Consider the following 18042-nt stretch of genomic DNA (forward strand, 5'->3'; position numbering starts at 1 on the left):
CAGGTAGGTTATGCTACTGGTGCGTAACCTACGGTACCGTAGGTTACGCAGTTCGCAACAGCATGGAACGAGAGGGGTTGCACATGACGGCATTCGGGCTCGACGAGCTTCCGGTCAAACCACGCATGCGCGGTTGGATCCATCTGTGGGCGCTCGGTGTCTCCGTCGTCGCGGGCATTGTTCTCGTCTCCGTAGCCGGCGCTCAGGTGGGCGCCAAGGCGGCTTGGGCAACCGCGATCTACAGCATCACGATCTGCGGCCTCTTCGGCATCAGCGCGACTTATCACCGCATCCAGTGGCAGACCGTCAAGGGCCGTACTTGGATGAAGCGTGCGGACCATTCGATGATCTTTCTCTTCATCGCCGGCAGCTACACACCGTTCGCCATGCTCGGCCTTCCCACCCACACCGGCAAGATCATTCTTGCGATCGTGTGGGCAGGTGCACTGGCCGGCGTTGCCCTCAAGATGCTCTGGCCCACCGCGCCGAAATGGGTGGGGGTACCGCTCTACCTTCTCCTCGGCTGGGCGATCGTTCCCGTGGTCGGTGAACTGACACACCAGGTCGGTGTGGCGCCGATGGTGCTGCTGCTCGTCGGCGGAATCTTCTACAGCGTCGGCGCAATTCTGTACGCGACAAAATGGCCCAACCCGTGGCCGACGACGTTCGGGCATCACGAGTTCTTCCACGCTGCCACTGTCATCGCAGCGATCTGCCACTACATCGCGGTATGGCTCGTCGTGTTCAACTGATTCGCCAGTTCCACCACCGTCGTCACCGGCCGATCACACACGAATCCCCGACAGATGTAGGCGGCTTCACCGTCGTCGACAAGGGGGCGATCTGCAAGCAGCGGTGAAGAATCCGGCGCTCCGCCGACAACCACTGCACCACCCGGGGCAAGCCGCCGGGCATCGGCCAACAGCGAACCTTCCCCGACGACGGCAACCTGTATCGGACCACGCAACGACGCTTCCGCCACTGTGAGCCAGTGTCCCGCCGACCGAGGCGCACGCTCGAGCGGCAGCGTGGCCCTCGCCAACGCGTCCGCCGCGGCCTGGGCGTAACGAGAGGATCGACCGGCATCGGTCAACGCCGCCGCGGTCAACAGAGCCTCCGCGACGCTCGACGCACCGGACGGCGTCGCGCCGTCCAACGGGTCTCGGGGCCGTGTGACGAGGGACTCCGCGAAATCGGCCGTGTCGAACCAGCTTCCCGGCTCGGCCGGATCGGCGAAGTGGTCGAGCGTGACGTCGAGCAACTGCTGCGCCGCATCGAGCCACCGCGCGAATCCCGTTGCCTGGTAGAGAGCCAGGAGGCCGGTGGCCAACATTGCGTAATCCTCGAGCACTGCCGTCGGGGTGCCGACAGCACCGCCGAGGGAAGCCCGACGCAAATGACCGTCCACCAGGTGAAGGTCGAGAAGAGCGCCAGCGCACTCGGCCGCCGCCGCGATCCAGTCGGGTCGATCCAGGGCAAGTCCCGCTTCCGTCAAAGCCGTGACGGTCAACCCGTTCCAGGCCGTCACCACTTTGTCGTCGCGGCCAGGCTGTGGACGCTGAGCCCGGGCGGCGCGTAGAGCGTCGGAGACCTTCTGCCAGCGCGACCAGTCGTCGGGGTCACGGAGCAATTGCAATACCGACGCACCCTCTTCGAATGTTCCGGTATCGGTGACCCGGAACAAGTCCGCCGCCCACTGCGCGTCCTCCGCACCGAGTACCTCGACCAGCTGCGTCGGCGTCCATACGTACGTGAGGCCTTCGACGCCGTCGGTGTCGGCATCGAGAGCCGAAGCGAAGCAACCGTTCTCGGTCAGCAAATCGGAGAGCAAAAACCCTGCGGTCTCACTGGCGACGCGGGTGGCCAGGTCCGATCCGGTTCGCCGCGCCAAGTGCGCGTAGAACCGCAGGAGCAACGCATTGTCGTTGAGCATCTTCTCGAAGTGCGGAACCACCCACTCGGCATCGACCGAGTAGCGCGAGAACCCCCCGCCCAACTGGTCGTAGATACCGCCGCGTGCCATTGCTTCGGCGGTGCGCTCGATGCCGCCGAGGATCTCGCCCGCACCCGTTCGCTCGAACTGTCGGAGCAGCCCCTCCAGTAGTGCCGACGGTGGAAACTTCGGTGCCCCACCGAATCCCCCGCGCGGGATGTCCTCGTCACCGAGGATCGATCGACCCGCCGCGTTCAGCAGCTCGGCGTCGATAGGCGCTCCGCCGTACGGAATTCCGCCAGACGCGCGCTGAAGTTCCGTGACGATCGACTGTGCCGCGTTGTCGACCTCGTCGCGCCGATTCGTGAAGGTGTCGGCTATCGCTTCGAGAAGCTGTGTGAACGACGGCATTCCGCCGCGAGGCGTCGGCGGGTAGTACGTGCCGCAGTAGAACGGTGAACCGTCGGGAGTCAGAAAACAGGTCATGGGCCAGCCGCCCTGACCGGTCATCGCGACCGTCGCATTCATGTAGACGGCGTCGATGTCGGGACGTTCTTCGCGGTCCACCTTCACACAGACGAAGTTCGCGTTCATGACGGCCGCGATCTCGTCGTTCTCGAACGACTCGTGCGCCATGACGTGGCACCAGTGGCACGCCGAGTATCCGATCGAGAGAAGGATCGGCACGTTGCGCTCGCGCGCCCAGTCCATCGCCTCTTCACCCCACTGTTGCCAGTGGACCGGATTGTCGGCGTGCTGACGCAGGTAAGGGCTCGAGGACCCACCCAGGTTGTTGCGCAGCCGTGGGTCCATCGTCGCTACCTCGTTCGTCTCAGGATTCTTGCTTCGGCTTCTTCTCGGTAGAGACGTTCGGTTCCGCCGGGCTCGGAGCTGTGATCGCTCCCCGGTCGGTGCCTTCGTCTGCCTGCTGATCGAGTTCGGGATGATCCGGTTCGAATGTTTCCGGCAGCTTCTTGAGCTGGCGGTTCATCGACCGGACCAAGAGGATCACACCGATGAGCAGCGCAAGAATCACCAGCAGGCCGACCGGAGACGACTTTCCGAACTCCGGGCCGGATGGGTTACTCGGGGTCTGAGCAAGAAATTGTGTGGTGCCGAGAACTACCTCGGCGGACAGAGCATTCACTTCTGAGCGTCCTCTTCGAGACCTGCGAACAGGTCGGTTTCCGGAATGGACGTGGTGACCCGCGTCTTGGCGAGCTCGAATTCCTCGGTGGGCCAGATCTTCTGCTGAATATCGAGCGGCACAGCGAAGAACGAACCGTTGGGATCGATCTGCGTCGCGTGCGCACGCAGAGCGTCGTCACGCTGGGGAAAGTAGTCGCCGCACGTGACCTGAGTGGTCACCCGGACCATCATGTCGCCGCGCTCGGTCTTCCACTTCTTGAGCCAGTCCGCCATCGGGAACGGCTCACCGCGACGCTCGTACTCCTCCTGGAAGAGTTCGAGGCGCTTACGGATGAATCCGTGCGAGTAGTAGACCTTCTTGATTTCCCACGGCTGACCGTCCTCGGGGAAGTACTCGGGATCGGCAGCGGCCTCGTAGGCAGCCATCGACACCTCGTGGCACCGGATGTGGTCCGGGTGCGGGTATCCGCCGTTCTCGTCGTACGTCGTGACGACGTGGGGACGGAACTCGCGAATCACCTTGACCAGAGCGCGCGTCGACTCTTCGAGCGGAACGAGGGCGAAGCACCCTTCGGGCAGCGGCGGAAGAGGATCACCCTCGGGGAGCCCGGAATCGACGAAACCGAGCCAGCGCTGCTTCACGCCCAGGATGCGAGCGGCCTCGGCCATCTCCTCCTGGCGAACTTCGCTGATTCGATCGCGGACACCGGGAACGTCCATGGCCGGGTTGAGAATGTCGCCACGCTCACCCCCGGTGAGCGTCAGGACCATCACTTCGTGGCCTTCGGCTGCATAACGGGCGGTGGTGGCCGCACCCTTGCTCGACTCGTCGTCGGGATGGGCATGGACGGCCATGAGCCGGAATCCGCTCACGTGTTCGTTCACCTCAACTTCACCTGTAGCCGTTGCCGGCAGTTCACTTGTAGCCGTCACCGGCAGTTCACCTGTAGCCGTCACCGGCAGTCTTCGAGTCACACGCTGTGCACCGCTCGGATTACTCCGGGTCGTTGCCGTCAAACGTACCGACTGCCGACAAACCTACCGACGGCGCGACGGGACACGTCCTCTATAGTTCCACCCGAGAGTTCCTGGCGCAGCCGTGACCCCTTCGGTAATTCGGCGGGACACAGTCAGTTGCTGCACGACACGTGAACTCGAGTCTTCGAGAGCAGAGTGATGAGCAAACCGCTTCCCCAAGATCGGTACCCGAGCACAACTCGCACGGGCAGTCCCCGCAAGTGGATGGTGTGGGCTCTGACCGCACTCGTCATCGTCGTAGGCGGCGGAATCGCGTACTACGCGTACGGAAAATTTGCGGTCAAGGAAATCGAGACCGAGACCATCTCGTTCGACATCGCCAACGACTCCACGGTGAAGATCCGCTTCACCGTCACACGCGACGACTCGTCACGTGACGCGATGTGCATCGTGCGCGCTCGCTCGAAGGACGGATCCGAAACCGGACGACGTGAGGTCTACGTCCCGTCCTCCGAGCATCAGACCCTCGAGTTCAACACCGAGGTCAAGACGTCCCAGCCGCCAGGCATGGCCGACGTCTACGGCTGTAGCTTCGACGTTCCGGAGTACCTGACCAAGAGCTGACCTCGGAACGCATCCACCCTGCCGGACGTTTGGCGCCGGACAGGGCGGGTAGTCATGCGTGATAGAATTGCCCGATACACGGTTCCGGGTGGAACCGTGTATTGCTGCATTGACGCAAGGTTTGACGGCAAGGTTGCATCCCTGGTGGTGCTTCCGAGTCGTTGTTCGCTGCTGTTGCAGCGATCGTCGAGGGAGCCCCCGGCTCCGACTACTAGGGAGTGATCGAGATGACCGAGACCCAGGTGACCTGGCTTACCCAGGAATCACATGACAGGCTCAAGAACGAACTCGACCAGCTCATCGCCAATCGCCCGGTCATCGCCGCCGAGATCAACGAGCGTCGCGAAGAGGGTGACCTGAAAGAGAACGGCGGCTACCACGCTGCCCGCGAAGAGCAGGGTCAGCAGGAAGCCCGCATTCGCCAGCTCCAGGAGCTGCTGAACAGCGCAAAGGTCGGCGAGGCCCCCACTCAGTCCGGTGTTGCACTGCCCGGATCCGTAGTCAAGGTCTACTACGACGGCGACGAGAGTGACACCGAGACGTTCCTCATCGCTACCCGCGAAGAAGGCGCACGTGACGCCAAGCTCGAGGTCTACTCCCCGAACTCACCGCTGGGCGGCGCGCTGCTCGAAGCCAAGGTCGGCGACACGCGTGAGTACAACCTGCCCAACGGCAGCACCATGAAGGTCACGCTGCTGAGCGCGGAGCCTTACCACAGCTGATCGGCTGTACCAGCTCTGAGAAGAAGCGCCACCCGACTCGGTCGGGTGGCGCTTCTTGCTCTGTCGGCGTTGCAGTTCCGGCCCACTCACACCACGCGGCGAGCCTTCATGCCGGCGAAGATCGGGCCGACCTTCACCACGTCACCGAATGTGGGTGCGTGAAGCATCTGTCCGTTCCCGACATAGATCGCCACATGGCCGGGACCGCCTGCCTGCCAGTTGCCGAACAACAGGTCACCGGGCTGCGCCTGATCCAGCGGGATCTCGACGCCGACGCCCCACTGTGTCTCCGAGGTCCGGGGCAGAGTCACTCCGGTGGCCGCGTGGATTGCGTACGACGTCAGACCCGAGCAGTCGAACCCGCCCATCGAGGGCCCGTTGATGTTTCCGCCGCCCCACACGTACGGCAATCCGAGAAACTTCAGACCGGCCTCGACGACGCCGCCAACGGCAGCGGCGAGGTTGTTGTAGTCGAAGGGTGCGAGCATCAGAGCGAACGAGTCCTGCAACGATTTGATCTGTGCGACAAACGGAGCGGCGACCGCCTGCTCCGCGGGAACCTCGCCCGCCTTGTCGGCGGGGACGCCGCCCGCTTCGCGAACTGCGTCCGGCCCGACGTCGTAGGCAGCGAGCGCGAGGTCGACGGTATCGCCCTCGACCTCACCGGACTTCTGCCAGGACTGCGCTTGCTTCACGAGATCGCACAACCGGTATCCGGTTGTCATCACCGGATCGGCAACGCCCAGGATGTCCATCTTTCCGTCGCCGTCACCGTCCTTGCCGTATGCCGTCCACGCTGCGGTGGTGAAGCGGCCAGGCCCGCGCCCACCTTCCGGTGAGATGTCGGTATCGGGTCCGTACTTGAATCCGTTCTCGACCGAGTACAGCGAAGCGATCACCGCGGGCGTGATCTCCGAGCACAGAGCACCGGCCTTCTTGATCCACGGCGCGAACACCGCCACCGCTCCGACGGGCGCCAATGTCGCTCCCGGAAAGTTGGAGGGTACGGAAGGCACGATTCCCTCAGGTGTGTCCTGAGTTCGTGCCGGTCCGTTCCAGGCTGCAAGTGAGACTGCAGCATTCGAAGACTCGTTCTTCTCGACTTGTGCGGGCGCTCCGAGAGTTCCACTCATCACGCCCAGTGCGGTGCCGATCGACACAGCGATCGCCAGGACACCGACTGCCATCCGAACCTCCGATAAACCTCTGAAAATCTACGTACGTGGTCGTACCCGAAACTTGTCGGTGCGAACATCTACCCTTTCGAACATGCATTCGACACGGCTCAGTCTCGCGACTCCTGTAACCAATGTCTCATTTATCTCGGTGGGCGTTACGCAAATGACTACAGACACCAAGGCTTTTCTCAGGTTCGGCGTGCAAGCTGAGTGCATGAGCGACGATCGGCCACGACCCGCCCGGGGACGCACTACGGTGTATCGACCCGTTCGCCTCGCCCTCGCAGCCACGGCTGTGGCGGGAGCGCTCGCAAGCGGCGGACTTTCACTCGTTTCTTCTCCCACTGCCACGGCACTCGCGCCGGACACCTCGGCTTCTCACACCAAGAATCCCGTAGCGAAGCGGCCCGTCGTGGTCGCCGGATTCGGAACCCCGGACGCCGTCTCCAACGGTTCGTGAGCACTCCGCGCTCGGCCTCCGAGTGGCTCACGTGGGGTGTGCAGGCCCGGGTTGTCGTCACCGACCCTGATGTCCTTCCCTCCGCGGCCAGCCTGGTTCGCGGATACCTCACCGCTGCCGACGCTGCCACCAATCGAGATCGTGCCGACTCCGAGATTCGTACCTATGTCAGCGCCGCGAGCAACGTCGACGGCGTCGCCGTGACTCCGATGTTCGCGCACTTCCTCGAAGACGCGTTGGCCGTCGCACGACTGACCGACGGCAAACTCACGCCGACGGCCGGGTCGGCAGACCCTCACTCCTGGTGGAAGATCCGCGTCGAGAACAACCGCGTGTACAGCCCGGACGACGTCGTTCTCGATCTGTCCGCGACGGCCCGCGCCAGTTCAGCGGACCACTGCGCGGCATCCACCGCCACGCTTCTCGGGTGCGGAGTACTGGTCGGCCTCGGCGGGGACATCGCGGTTGCCGGCCCGGCGCCGGAAGACGGCTGGCAGATTCAGGTTCAAGACCTGCCCGGCGACCCGACGTGCCAGGTAGCGCTTCCTTCCGACTGCGGGATCGCCACGGCCAGCACCGTCAAACCACTGCACCGCGAATCGACGGCGACGCCGATGTGGCGCACGGTGTCGGTGATTGCATCTTCCTGCGCCCAAGCCGCCGCATTCAGTCGGGTTGCGGTCGGCATGGGCGGTTCGGCCATCGACTGGCTACATCAACTCGACGTACCCGCCAGGCTGGTCGACCAGGAGTACCGCGTAACGGTTCTGGGCGGCTGGCCTGACGAGTAAGTCGCGTCAGTTCTGAAGTCGTACGGCGTAGCCGGCACGGTCGAAGGCGGTGAGAAGTTCCGCCTTGTTGTCCGGACCCCGCGTCTCGACGGTGAGGAAGACTTCCACTTCGTCGAGCGCGAGTTCGCCACCGGTACGGGAATGGATGACGTCGACCACGCTGGCGCCGTTCGCCCGAACCACTTCGAGCAACGAGACCAGTGCGCCCGGCCGATCGTCGATGGTGATGTGAACGCCGAGGAACCGTCCGGCCGCTCGCAGACCGTGCGAGATGACGTGCGTGAGAAGTAGCGGATCGATGTTGCCGCCGGAAAGCACGGCGCACACCGGCCCTGTCAGTCCCAGCTCCTCCGGAGAGCAGGTCATCAAGGCCGCAACGGCCGCAACGCCGGCCGGTTCGACGATGAGCTTGGCGCGTTCGAGGCACAGCAGGAGCGCTTTGGACAGCGCTTCCTCGCTGACCGTCACCACGGCATCGACATGGGCGGCAACTTCGGCGAACGGAACCTCGCCCGGGCAGCCAACGGCGATACCGTCTGCCATCGTGGACATCGACGCCAAGGCGGTCGGCTTCCCGGCTGCCAACGACGCCGGCCAGGCAGCCGCGGTCTCGGCCTGCACTCCGACGATGCGGACCTGCGGGCGTACAGCTTTGACTGCTGCGGCCACTCCGGCGATCAACCCGCCGCCGCCGGTGGGGACGAGGATAGTGCCGACCTCAGGCAGTTGCTCGAGGATTTCGAGCCCCACAGTCCCCTGCCCCGCCACGACGTCCTCGTGATCGAACGGGTGGACCAGAACCGCTCCGGTCCGGTCCGCGAATTCGCGAGCGGCCACGAGCGCGTCGTCGACAGTCGAACCGTGCAGGTGGACCTGAGCTCCATATGCCTTGGTGGCCACCAACTTCGGCAGCGGCGCACCCGTCGGCATGAAGACGGTCGACTTGATTCCCAGTTCTGTTGCAGACCAGGCAACTCCCTGCGCATGGTTACCGGCACTGGCCGCCACCACGCCCGCTGCCCGTTCCTCTGCGGAAAGATTGGCAATGCGGTTGTACGCACCGCGCGGTTTGAAAGAGCCGGTGCGCTGCAGGTTTTCACATTTCAAGCTCACGGCGAAGCCGGTGGTTTCGGACAACACTCGCGAGGCCACGACCGGGGTACGTCGCATGACCGGGGCGAGCAGTTGCTGTGCAGCCTTTATCTGTTCGAGATTCACGCATGCCTCCAGAAAGTGCGCCTCCACACCCTCGTGAGGTGTGAAGGCGCACTGCAGATTCGAAGTCGAATTACTGTAGAGCGACGATCAGGACAGCGCTTGCTCGATGTCGCCGACCAGGTCGGAAGCGTCTTCGATGCCGACCGACAGGCGAACCAGATCGTCGGGAACCTCGAGAGCGGAACCGGCCGTCGAGGCGTGGGTCATCGCGCCGGGGAACTCGATGAGGGATTCGACGCCGCCGAGAGATTCTGCCAGCGTGAAGATCTCGGTGCGCGAGCACAGGTCGAGAGCTGCCGCCTTGCCGCCCTTGAGGCGGACGGAGATCATGCCGCCGAAGCGTCGCATCTGCTTGGCCGCGACCTTGTGTGACGGATGCGAAGCCAGGCCCGGGTAGATGACGCTGGCAACCGCGGGGTGGCCGTCGAGCAATTCGACAACCTTCTCCGCGTTGTCACTGTGACGCTCCATGCGCAGCGCCAGTGTCTTGATTCCGCGCAACGTCAGGAACGCGTCGAACGGGCCGGGAACGCCGCCGGATCCGTTCTGCAGGAACGCAAACGCGGTATCCAGTTCTTCGTCGTTGCAGACGAGAGCGCCACCGACCACATCGGAGTGTCCGCCGATGTACTTGGTCGTGGAGTGCAGCGCGATGTCGGCACCGAGCTGCAGCGGCTGCTGCAGGTACGGCGACGCGAAGGTGTTGTCCACCACGATCTTTGCGTTGCCCTCGTGGGCGACCTCGGCAAGGAGCTCGATGTCACCGATATTGAGCAGCGGGTTCGTGGGCGTCTCGACCCAGACCAGCTTGGTGTTGGACTTCATCGCCGCGCGCACCGCATCGACGTCGGACACCGGAGCCGGGGTGTACTCGATCCCCCACTGCGTGAACACCTTGTCGATGAGACGGAAGGTTCCGCCGTACGCGTCGTCGGGGATGACCAGGTGATCGCCCGGTCGAAGTACCGAACGGAGCAGGCAGTCGGTGGCCGCCATTCCCGAACTGAACGCTCGGCCGTAGGTTCCGGATTCGAGCGCGGCAAGGTTCGCCTCGAGCGGGCGACGGGTGGGGTTGCCCGTTCGCGCGTACTCGAAGCCACTGCGCATTCCACCGACGCCGTCTTGGGCGAAGGTGGAACTTGCGTAGATCGGCACGTTGACCGCGCCGGTCAACGGATCGGGTTCGTAACCCGCATGCACCGCTTTCGTGGAGAAACCCTGCCAGCTGATGTTGTCGGCCTTGCTGCGTTGCTCACTCATGGTCCCCAGCCTAATGGCGCCGGCACCGGCGCAGGAATCCGTACTCAGGAATCCGAACTCAGGAAACCCAGGAGATCGTGGCGCGTGATGACACCGACCGGCTTGCCGTCGTCGACGACCATGAGTGCGTCGGTGTCACCGAGCGCCTTCGTGGCAGCCGAGACCGGCTCGCCGGAACCGATGAGCGGGAACGGCTTGCTCATGTGCTTCTCGACGGAATCCGCAAGGTGCGCACGGCCTTCGAATACCGCGCTCAGCAGATCTCGCTCGGACACGCTTCCGGCGACCTCGCCTGCCATGACCGGCGGTTCCGCACCGACGACGGGCATCTGGGACACGCCGTACTCGCGCAGGATCTCGATCGCGTCGCGCAGAGTCTCCGACGGGTGAGTGTGAACGAGGTCCGGCAGCTCGCCCGACTTGCCACGCAGGACGTCGCCGACGGTGGGGACGTTGGTCTTGCCGTCGAGTGGGGTGCGCAGGAATCCGTACGACGCCATCCACTGATCGTTGAAGATCTTGGACAGGTAGCCGCGGCCACCGTCCGGGAGGAGGACGACGATCAGAGCGTCGGGGCCTTCGCGCTTGGCTACTTCGAGGGCAGCGACGACTGCCATACCGCAGGAACCGCCGACCAGCAGTCCCTCTTCGCGGGCGAGGCGACGCGTCATCTCGAAGGAATCGGCATCCGAGACGGCGATGATCTCGTCCGGGATGGACGGGTCGTATGCCGACGGCCAGAAGTCTTCGCCGACGCCTTCGACCAGGTACGGGCGACCGGTGCCGCCGGAGTAGACGGAGCCTTCGGGGTCTGCGCCGATGACCTTGACCTTGCCGCCCGAAACTTCCTTGAGGTAGCGGCCGGTGCCGGTGATGGTGCCGCCGGTGCCGACGCCCGCGACGAAGTGCGTGATCTTGCCGTCGGTGTCGGCCCAGATCTCGGGACCGGTGGTCTCGTAGTGGCTCTCCGGTCCGCCCGGGTTGGAGTACTGGTTGGGCTTCCAGGCGCCGGGGATCTCACGGGTGAGGCGGTCGGAGACGCTGTAGTAGCTGTTCGGGTTGTCCGGTGCGACGGCCGTGGGGCACACGACCACCTCGGCGCCGTAGGCACGCAGGACGTTGCGCTTGTCTTCGCTGACCTTGTCTGGGCAGACGAAAACGCACTTGTATCCACGCTTTTGCGCCACGAGTGCCAAGCCGATTCCGGTGTTGCCCGAAGTCGGCTCGACGATGGTGCCGCCGGGCTTCAGTTCACCCGAAGCCTCGGCTGCGTCGATCATCTTGACGGCGATGCGGTCCTTGGAGCTACCGCCAGGGTTGAGGTATTCGACCTTGGCTGCCACCGTGCCGAAGTTTTCGCCCGTGACGGACGTGAGCTTGACGAGTGGGGTGTTGCCGATGAGGTCGACGACGTGTTCCGCGATGCGCATTCGTCCATGTTCCCAGATGAAAGAAAACGGTGCGCGCGGACGTCGGGCGAAGGTGGTGCAATCCGGCTAGATTGGCAAGTGTGAGTCGAACCGGACTGAAAGCGTCGGTGGCCACGGTGGTGGCCGGATCGAGTGCAGGCACGCTCTCCTGGTTGGGCTACAACTATCTGATGTCGCAGGCGGGGGCGGCCCGCGGGGTGATCGGTCGCAATATCGCCAAGCCACCCGAGGCGGACGGGGTGTACGCACCCGGCGCCGACAACCCGGAACTCTGGTGGCGGGCCGTGCCCTTCGATCTCCACTTGATGATCTTCGGCGATTCGTCTGCGGCCGGCGTCGGCGCGCTGACGGCGTCGGAAGTTCCGGGTGTGCAGGTCGCGAAGCTGCTTGCGAGTGAAACCGGGAAGCGAATCCGTTTGAGCACCAAGGCCATCGGCGGCGCCACCTCACGCGGGTTGAGTGGGCAGGTCGACGCCATGTTCGTCGCCGGCCCTCCCCCGGACGCTGCCGTGATCCTGATCGGCGCCAACGACGTCACGGCGAAGAACGCAATTCATGCTTCGGCAAAACGCCTCGGCGACGCGGTACGACGGCTACGCGAGAGTGGCGCCGTCGTTGTTGTCGGCACCTGCCCGGATCTGGGGGTGGTCACGGCTATCCCACAACCACTGCGCTCCGTGGTGCGTGAATGGGGTCATCGTCTCGCGCTCGCCCAGGCGTCCGCGACCAGAAACGCCGGGGGTCATCCCGTTCCACTAGCCGACCTGCTGGCCAAGGAATTCCTGGCCTCGCCCGACACGATGTTCTCGGCTGATCGTTTCCACCCGTCGGCGGCCGGCTACGAGCTCGCGGCGAAGCAGATCGTCCCGGTTCTCGCGTCGGCTCTGGGTGAGTGGCAGGGTGGCCCGCTACCCGAACTTCCCCACGTCTCGGAGGCGGCGCAAGCTCGCACCGTCGCGACCCGACTGACGGCAGCGGCAACTCAGTGGAAAGCCTTCGCGAGACGCACCAAACCCGCAGTTCAGCGCCCCGACGTCAACTGAGTGAGACTGCGTGACCACCATCTGGGAGCGGCAACGTAAATTGTAAGTCGAAGCTGCATTCAACTTGCCCTGCTCGACGGCGTTTCAAGCCGCCCACGAGCAGTACACAAAAGGAGTTTTCATGCCCGAGGCAGTAATCGTCTCAGCAGTACGGTCGCCCATCGGCCGCGCAATGAAGGGTTCGCTCAAGGACATCCGCCCGGATGACCTCGCAACTCAGATGGTTGCCGCCGCGTTGGCAAAGATCCCCGAGCTCGACCCCACCGAGATCGACGACCTCATGCTCGGTTGCGGCCAGCCCGCCGGCCAGTCGGGCTTCAACATCGCCCGCGTCGTCGCCGTTCAGCTCGGCTACGACTTCCTCCCCGGTGTGACGGTCAACCGTTACTGTTCCTCCTCGCTGCAGACCACCCGGATGGCATTGCACGCCATCCGCGCAGGCGAGGGCGACGTCTTCATCTCCGCCGGCGTCGAGTCCGTCTCCAGTTTCATCACGGGCAACGCCGACGGCCTACCCAACACCAAGAACCCGCTCTTCGACGCAGCGCAGGCTCGTAGCGCCAAGCTCGCCGAGGGTGGAGTCGCCTGGACCGATCCTCGCGAAGAGGGCCTGATCCCCGACGTGTACCTGGGCATGGGCCAGACCGCCGAGAACGTCGCTTCGGCCACCGGCATCACCCGCGAAGACCAGGACCGCTGGGCAGTGCGCAGTCAGAACCGCGCCGAGGAAGCCATCGCTCGCGGCTTCTTCGAGCGTGAGATCACGCCCGTCACGCTCGCCGACGGCACCGTCGTCTCCAAGGACGACGGCCCCCGCGCCGGCACCACCTACGAGGGCATCAGCGGCCTCAAGCCCGTCTTCCGCCCCGACGGCACCGTCACCGCCGGCAACGCCTGCCCGCTCAACGACGGCGCAGCCGCACTGGTGATCATGTCCGACACCAAGGCGAAAGCACTCGGCCTGACCCCGCTCGCTCGCATCGTCTCCACCGGGGTCTCGGGCCTGTCCCCCGAGATCATGGGCCTCGGCCCGATCCAGGCCGTCAAGAACGCCCTGAAGATCGCCGGCAAGTCGATCTCCGACATCGACCTGTTCGAGATCAACGAGGCATTCGCCGTGCAGGTCCTCGGATCCGCTCGCGAACTGGGCATCGAAGAGGACAAGCTCAACATCTCCGGTGGCGCGATCGCCCTGGGTCACCCCTTCGGTATGACCGGTGCCCGCATCACCAACACCCTGATCAACAACCTGCAGGAGCAGGACAAGACCTTCGGCGTCGAGACCATGTGTGTCGGCGGCGGACAGGGCATGGCAATGGTGATCGAGCGCCTCAGCTGATCCCCTGAGCACGTAGAAAGCGGCCGCCCGGCTTCTGCCGGGCGGCCGCTTTCGTATGGTCGTTTTTCAGGTAGTCGTGAATTTCCGAGCAAAACTCCCCAACTCGCGAATCAACGCTCGTGCAGCGTCGTCCTCACGCTGGACAGCGGCGCGGGCTTCGTCGGCCCAACCGTGGCGGAGCAGTCGCTTGGCGGCAAGGACTGCCGGTCCGATGTTGGCGGCAATCTGCTCGGCACTCTCGCGGGCACGTGCCTGTACCTGGTCGGCCGGTACGGCGGCCGTCGCCAGTCCGTAGGCGGCAGCTTCGACGCCGCTGAGCCACCGGGCCAACAGGATCAGCTCGGCGGCGCGCTGTGTTCCGATCACCTTGGGCAGCAACCAACTACTGGCAGCTTCGGGAGCTGTACCCAGCGACGTGAACGGTGCCCGCAGACGTGCGTCCTCGGCAACGTAGACGACGTCGCAGTAAAGCAGCATGGTCAGGCCGATACCGACGGCAGCGCCGTGTACCGCGGCGATCAAGGGCTTCGGGAAATCCACCAGCGCGACGATCAGCGGCGCGAATGCGTGGCCGAAGTCGGCGTTGTCTGCGCCTGGTTCGGCGAGTGCGCGTAGGTCGACGCCACTGGAAAATGCCTTGCCTGCGCCCTCGACGATCACCACGGCCACGGCCTCGTCCGACGCCGCGTCGTCAAGCGCCTTGGTCAACGCTCGAAAGCCGGCCGCATCGAAAGCGTTCAGGCGGCCCGGATTGTTGAAGGTCAGCGTTCGCACTGCTCCGGCATCCGCCACCAGCACGGGTTCGGTGGTGTTTGTCGACATTCGCTCCCCTTCGCTCCAAACCAAGCAGTTGCTAGGCATCCAAGCACCGTAACCGCCCACAGACGACAAAAGAAGGGCCCCTCGCGGGGCCCTTCTTCGTGTTACGGAACGACTCGAGAACTAGTCGTTGTTGAAGTAGCTCAGTAGACGCAGGATCTCGACGTACAGCCAGACCAAGGTGACGGTGAGGCCGAATGCGACGCCCCAGGCTGCCTTCTCGGGCGCCTGTGCGCGGATCAGCTGATCAGCGGCATCGAAGTCGAGCAGGAAGCTGAAGGCTGCGATGCCGATGCAAACGAGGCTGAAGATGATGGCGAGCGTTCCGCCGTCACGCAGTCCCAGCCCGCCGTCGACGAAGAAGCTCGCGACGAGGTTGCCGAGCGCCAGAACGACAACGCCGATCAACGCGCCGATGATCATTCGCGTCAGACGCGGTGTCACCCGAATCGCGCCGGTCTTGTAAACCACGAGCATGCCGAAGAACACGCCGAATGTTCCGAGGACCGCCTGAGCGATCAGTGCCGATCCGCCGACGCCACCGAATTGAATATCGGTGAACATGAACGACAGCGCACCGAGGAACAGACCCTCGGCGACGGCGTACGCCAACACGATTGCCGGGTTGTCCATCTTGCGGCCGAACGTCGCGACCAGAACCAGAACGAGGCCGACGAGACCGCCGCCGATGACCAGCGGGGTAGCGAGGTCGACGTTGTTGTTGACCAGGAAGTACGACACCAGTGCCGAGATCGTCAGCACACCGAGCGTGATGCCCGTCTTGGTGACGACGTCGTCGATCGTCATGGCCCGCGAGGTGGGACCGGTCTGGTACGGCTCGGCCGGAGCGTACTGCGGCTGACCGAACTGCTGGGTTGCCTGCGAGGCGCCCGCCGTCGCAGATCCGAACGAGGCGTATCCGTTGCCCTCTTGCTTGGGCAGATTGCGGAACACCGGGTTGCTGGTGGTGCGCACCGTGATCATCCCTTCATCGTGGTGGCCTACGACGGGTGCGTCGCGGGTTCGCCGTACGGATCCGAGTTTCCGACACGGTCCGTGTACCTAACTAAAAGTAAAGCACTCGTAATTTACAACGTCGAAGCGTCGGTTGTAGTTCCCGGCGCATTTCCGGAAGATCAACACTCTTCGATACTAGGACGGTTTGACCGACTTCATCACGATGAACTTGGCGTTCTTCGCCATCGCCTCGCTCGGACCCACCGCGGCTTTCAGCGGTTCGCGATACCCCAGATGCGCGTTGTGAACAGTCCACAACTCCCCACCCGGACGCAGGACACGGCCGGCAGCTTCGAACATCTTGAGTGCTCCGCCGGTGTGCACCGCCGCGCCGACGTGGAACGGCGGGTTCAACAGAACCAGATCGGCACTCGCACTGGGCAACGAACTCACGGCGTCGTCGCGCAGGCCGCTCACCCGATCGCCGACGCCGTTTGCAGTTGCGGTCGCCAGAGCCGAAGCGACGGCTGCCGAGGACTGATCCGTTGCGATCACGTGGACATCCGGGAACTTACGCGCGATCGCCGCCGCGAGAATGCCGCTGCCACAACCCAGATCGATCACGTCGCTCAGCGGATCGACCGCAATCTTTCCGAGGTTCTCCAGGAGCAACCGGGTGCCGATGTCCAGGCTCGCACCGGCAAACACGGCGCCGTGAGCAACGACGTCGAGGTCGAACTCGTCGAGGCGTTCGGTCATCGGGAACGTGATGGCAACATCGGCCTTCGGTTCCGATGCCTTGAGTACGCGGGACTTCTGACGCCCACGCGAGGCGCTGACGTCGGAAAACGATTCGCCGAGAACCTTGTTCATCGCCGGGGTGATGTGCTTGTCACGCCCACCGGCGAAGACACGAACCGCCGGGTCGGCGTGGAGCGCGATCAGCTGAGCGATCTCGGCAAGTTCAGCGAGGCTGCGCGGCAATTGCATGAGCACGACGCGGGCGCCGCTGAGCAACTCCTCGTCCAGTCCGTGGGAGGTGAAGGCGTCACTGAAACCGAGTTCGCGCGCATTGTTCGCGAGGGCCATCTCTCCGGTGAGCGGATCCTGGTGAACCCGCACGCCGGCGATTCCGTGAACGAGCGCAACACCGGCGGTCAGCGCACCGTAGTGATCGCCGATCACGACGACGGTGCCCGCCGGTGTCGCGGCAAGAGCATCGGCGGCCTCGTCGAGGATCAGACGATCAGCCGCGTCGACGGCAAAGAGATTGGGTGCCTCGACATCGGGGAATCGGCGCAGACGATCGAACAGTTCGGGTGTGTCGGACATGCCACCAGTCTTTCAGGTGAATCAGCTCAACACTCAATCCCTGGAAGTGCAGGTGATCAGTTCGACATCCACATCAGTTCGACATCCCCATCAGTTCGACATCCACTGCACGACGTTGTCGACGGTTTCGCGTTCGGTGCGGAATCCGTTCACCGGGTGGTCGGTATCGGGGTATCCGAACGAGATCGCGCACACGACCTTGCGAGTGTCGTCGATGCCGAAGTGCTCGTGAATGAACTTGGAGCTACCCGCGAGCGCCGCCTGCGGAATGGTGGCCACCCCCAGGCTCTGGGCCGCGAGCAGGAAGCTGTTCACGTACAACCCACAGTCGACAGCGCCGTAGGTGCCCAATGCCTCGTCGGTGGTGATGATCGCGACGTGGGGAGCGCCGAAGAGCTCGAAGTTTTTCATCGTCTGTGCCGCGGAACCGGCGCGGTCACCGTGCTCGATTCCGACGCTCGAATACAGCGCCATCGCACAGTCGAACCGACGCGACTTGTAGATGCCCTGGTACTCGCGAGGGAACTCGAAGTCCGACTCCTGGGCGTTGGCCATCACGTACTCACCGAGGCCGGCGCGGAATCGCTCTGTGCCCTCCCCTTCGGTGATCGCAACCTGCCACGGTTGCGTGTTGCACCACGACGGCGTCTTCTGCGCCAGCCGAAGGATCTCCTCGATCACCTCACGTGGCACCTGACGGTCCTCGTAGGCGCGGCAGCTGATCCGGGCATCGAGCAACCCTTCCAGGCTCGTATCCACGACGATGCTCTCGGTCATGTGTTCTCTCCTCGATCAGGCTGCACTACAAC

Annotated in this window: 18 protein-coding genes; 7 read left to right on the forward strand and 11 right to left on the reverse strand. The window is 64.2% G+C overall.

Features of this window, described 5'->3' with window-relative positions:
• Positions 1 to 83: 83 nt before the first annotated feature.
• Entirely contained in the window at positions 84 to 752 is a 669-nt protein-coding gene (gene trhA / locus RE4_RS24500; protein ID WP_020970260.1) for a PAQR family membrane homeostasis protein TrhA, read from the forward strand.
• Here the strand turns inward: trhA and RE4_RS24505 are convergent.
• The 3 genes from RE4_RS24505 to mca are packed head-to-tail and all read right to left on the reverse strand — an operon-like array spanning position 719 to position 3955.
• On the reverse strand, positions 719 to 2746 hold the full coding sequence (locus RE4_RS24505; RefSeq protein WP_060939516.1) for a thioredoxin domain-containing protein: 2028 nt from the start codon (positions 2744 to 2746) through the stop codon (positions 719 to 721). The genes trhA and RE4_RS24505 overlap by 34 nt on opposite strands.
• A 19-nt stretch (positions 2747 to 2765) precedes the next feature.
• A complete protein-coding gene (locus RE4_RS24510) occupies positions 2766 to 3080 on the reverse strand; it encodes a hypothetical protein (protein ID WP_007726381.1) in 315 nt (104 codons plus the stop codon).
• A complete protein-coding gene (gene mca / locus RE4_RS24515) occupies positions 3077 to 3955 on the reverse strand; it encodes a mycothiol conjugate amidase Mca (RefSeq protein ID WP_020908526.1) in 879 nt (292 codons plus the stop codon). Before mca ends, RE4_RS24510 begins: the two co-directional genes overlap by 4 nt.
• Positions 3956 to 4258: 303 nt before the next feature.
• Between mca and RE4_RS24520 the strand changes: the two genes are divergently transcribed.
• Together RE4_RS24520 and greA are read left to right on the forward strand one after the other, a co-directional pair.
• Positions 4259 to 4684: a DUF4307 domain-containing protein gene (locus RE4_RS24520; RefSeq protein WP_020970262.1), complete on the forward strand. Its 426-nt coding sequence runs from the start codon at positions 4259 to 4261 to the stop codon at positions 4682 to 4684.
• Between the two features lie 227 nt (positions 4685 to 4911).
• On the forward strand, positions 4912 to 5406 hold the full coding sequence (greA, locus tag RE4_RS24525; protein WP_007726385.1) for a transcription elongation factor GreA: 495 nt from the start codon (positions 4912 to 4914) through the stop codon (positions 5404 to 5406).
• Between the two features lie 86 nt (positions 5407 to 5492).
• Here greA and RE4_RS24530 read toward each other — a convergent pair whose 3' ends face one another.
• Positions 5493 to 6593 carry a C40 family peptidase gene (locus RE4_RS24530; RefSeq protein WP_019744596.1) on the reverse strand — a complete coding sequence of 367 codons (1101 nt, stop codon included), beginning with the start codon at positions 6591 to 6593 and terminating at the stop codon, positions 5493 to 5495.
• Positions 6594 to 6798: 205 nt separating this feature from the next.
• Here RE4_RS24530 and RE4_RS24535 point away from each other — a divergent pair, with 205 nt between their 5' ends.
• Together RE4_RS24535 and RE4_RS24540 are read left to right on the forward strand one after the other, a co-directional pair.
• Positions 6799 to 7044: a hypothetical protein gene (locus tag RE4_RS24535; RefSeq protein WP_153211881.1), complete on the forward strand. Its 246-nt coding sequence runs from the start codon at positions 6799 to 6801 to the stop codon at positions 7042 to 7044.
• Positions 7041 to 7835, forward strand: a complete 795-nt coding sequence (locus RE4_RS24540) for an FAD:protein FMN transferase (protein WP_060939517.1) — start codon at positions 7041 to 7043, stop codon at positions 7833 to 7835. The genes RE4_RS24535 and RE4_RS24540 overlap by 4 nt, the downstream gene beginning before the upstream one ends.
• Before the next feature lie 6 nt (positions 7836 to 7841).
• Here RE4_RS24540 and ilvA read toward each other — a convergent pair whose 3' ends face one another.
• The 3 genes from ilvA to RE4_RS24555 form a co-directional block, all read right to left on the reverse strand.
• Positions 7842 to 9005, reverse strand: coding sequence for a threonine ammonia-lyase (ilvA, locus tag RE4_RS24545; RefSeq protein ID WP_238077114.1), 1164 nt, complete (start codon positions 9003 to 9005; stop codon positions 7842 to 7844).
• Positions 9006 to 9140: 135 nt separating this feature from the next.
• Positions 9141 to 10313 carry a cystathionine gamma-synthase gene (locus tag RE4_RS24550; RefSeq protein ID WP_007728802.1) on the reverse strand — a complete coding sequence of 391 codons (1173 nt, stop codon included), beginning with the start codon at positions 10311 to 10313 and terminating at the stop codon, positions 9141 to 9143.
• Between the two features lie 44 nt (positions 10314 to 10357).
• Positions 10358 to 11743, reverse strand: coding sequence for a cystathionine beta-synthase (locus RE4_RS24555; protein WP_003943292.1), 1386 nt, complete (start codon positions 11741 to 11743; stop codon positions 10358 to 10360).
• 71 nt (positions 11744 to 11814) lie between these two features.
• Here RE4_RS24555 and RE4_RS24560 point away from each other — a divergent pair, with 71 nt between their 5' ends.
• Together RE4_RS24560 and RE4_RS24565 are read left to right on the forward strand one after the other, a co-directional pair.
• Complete coding sequence (locus RE4_RS24560) at positions 11815 to 12786, forward strand: SGNH/GDSL hydrolase family protein (protein ID WP_060939518.1); 972 nt, start codon at positions 11815 to 11817, stop codon at positions 12784 to 12786.
• A 121-nt stretch (positions 12787 to 12907) separates the two neighbouring features.
• Entirely contained in the window at positions 12908 to 14125 is a 1218-nt protein-coding gene (locus RE4_RS24565; protein ID WP_019744600.1) for an acetyl-CoA C-acetyltransferase, read from the forward strand.
• 66 nt (positions 14126 to 14191) lie between these two features.
• Here RE4_RS24565 and RE4_RS24570 read toward each other — a convergent pair whose 3' ends face one another.
• The 4 genes from RE4_RS24570 to RE4_RS24585 all read right to left on the reverse strand — a co-directional run bounded on the left by RE4_RS24570 (position 14192) and on the right by RE4_RS24585 (position 18010).
• Positions 14192 to 14947 (reverse strand): enoyl-CoA hydratase/isomerase family protein, encoded by a 756-nt coding sequence (locus RE4_RS24570; RefSeq protein WP_060939519.1) that lies wholly within the window; start codon positions 14945 to 14947, stop codon positions 14192 to 14194.
• A 120-nt stretch (positions 14948 to 15067) separates the two neighbouring features.
• Entirely contained in the window at positions 15068 to 15919 is an 852-nt protein-coding gene (locus RE4_RS24575; protein WP_174531785.1) for a Bax inhibitor-1/YccA family protein, read from the reverse strand.
• A 177-nt stretch (positions 15920 to 16096) separates the two neighbouring features.
• The gene (locus tag RE4_RS24580; RefSeq protein ID WP_060939521.1) at positions 16097 to 17233 is read right to left on the reverse strand and encodes a class I SAM-dependent methyltransferase; all 1137 of its coding nucleotides are present in this window, start codon (positions 17231 to 17233) and stop codon (positions 16097 to 16099) included.
• Between the two features lie 90 nt (positions 17234 to 17323).
• Positions 17324 to 18010: a nitroreductase gene (locus RE4_RS24585; RefSeq protein ID WP_020908534.1), complete on the reverse strand. Its 687-nt coding sequence runs from the start codon at positions 18008 to 18010 to the stop codon at positions 17324 to 17326.
• Between the last annotated feature and the right edge of the window lie 32 nt (positions 18011 to 18042).

The organism is Rhodococcus erythropolis NBRC 15567, from assembly GCF_001552595.1.
Lineage (GTDB): Bacteria > Actinomycetota > Actinomycetes > Mycobacteriales > Mycobacteriaceae > Rhodococcus_F > Rhodococcus_F erythropolis.

Excerpts from the sequence above, each read along its gene's own strand:
- trhA (WP_020970260.1), top strand. The coding sequence starts at position 84 with ATGACGGCATTCGGGCTCGACGAGCTTCCGGTCAAACCACGCATGCGC.
- RE4_RS24505 (WP_060939516.1), bottom strand. The coding sequence starts at position 2,746 with ATGGACCCACGGCTGCGCAACAACCTGGGTGGGTCCTCGAGCCCTTAC.
- RE4_RS24520 (WP_020970262.1), top strand. The coding sequence starts at position 4,259 with ATGAGCAAACCGCTTCCCCAAGATCGGTACCCGAGCACAACTCGCACG.
- greA (WP_007726385.1), top strand. The coding sequence starts at position 4,912 with ATGACCGAGACCCAGGTGACCTGGCTTACCCAGGAATCACATGACAGG.
- RE4_RS24530 (WP_019744596.1), bottom strand. The coding sequence starts at position 6,593 with ATGGCAGTCGGTGTCCTGGCGATCGCTGTGTCGATCGGCACCGCACTG.
- RE4_RS24535 (WP_153211881.1), top strand. The coding sequence starts at position 6,799 with ATGAGCGACGATCGGCCACGACCCGCCCGGGGACGCACTACGGTGTAT.
- ilvA (WP_238077114.1), bottom strand. The coding sequence starts at position 9,005 with ATGCGACGTACCCCGGTCGTGGCCTCGCGAGTGTTGTCCGAAACCACC.
- RE4_RS24550 (WP_007728802.1), bottom strand. The coding sequence starts at position 10,313 with ATGAGTGAGCAACGCAGCAAGGCCGACAACATCAGCTGGCAGGGTTTC.
- RE4_RS24555 (WP_003943292.1), bottom strand. The coding sequence starts at position 11,743 with ATGCGCATCGCGGAACACGTCGTCGACCTCATCGGCAACACCCCACTC.
- RE4_RS24565 (WP_019744600.1), top strand. The coding sequence starts at position 12,908 with ATGCCCGAGGCAGTAATCGTCTCAGCAGTACGGTCGCCCATCGGCCGC.
- RE4_RS24570 (WP_060939519.1), bottom strand. The coding sequence starts at position 14,947 with ATGTCGACAAACACCACCGAACCCGTGCTGGTGGCGGATGCCGGAGCA.
- RE4_RS24580 (WP_060939521.1), bottom strand. The coding sequence starts at position 17,233 with ATGTCCGACACACCCGAACTGTTCGATCGTCTGCGCCGATTCCCCGAT.
- RE4_RS24585 (WP_020908534.1), bottom strand. The coding sequence starts at position 18,010 with ATGACCGAGAGCATCGTCGTGGATACGAGCCTGGAAGGGTTGCTCGAT.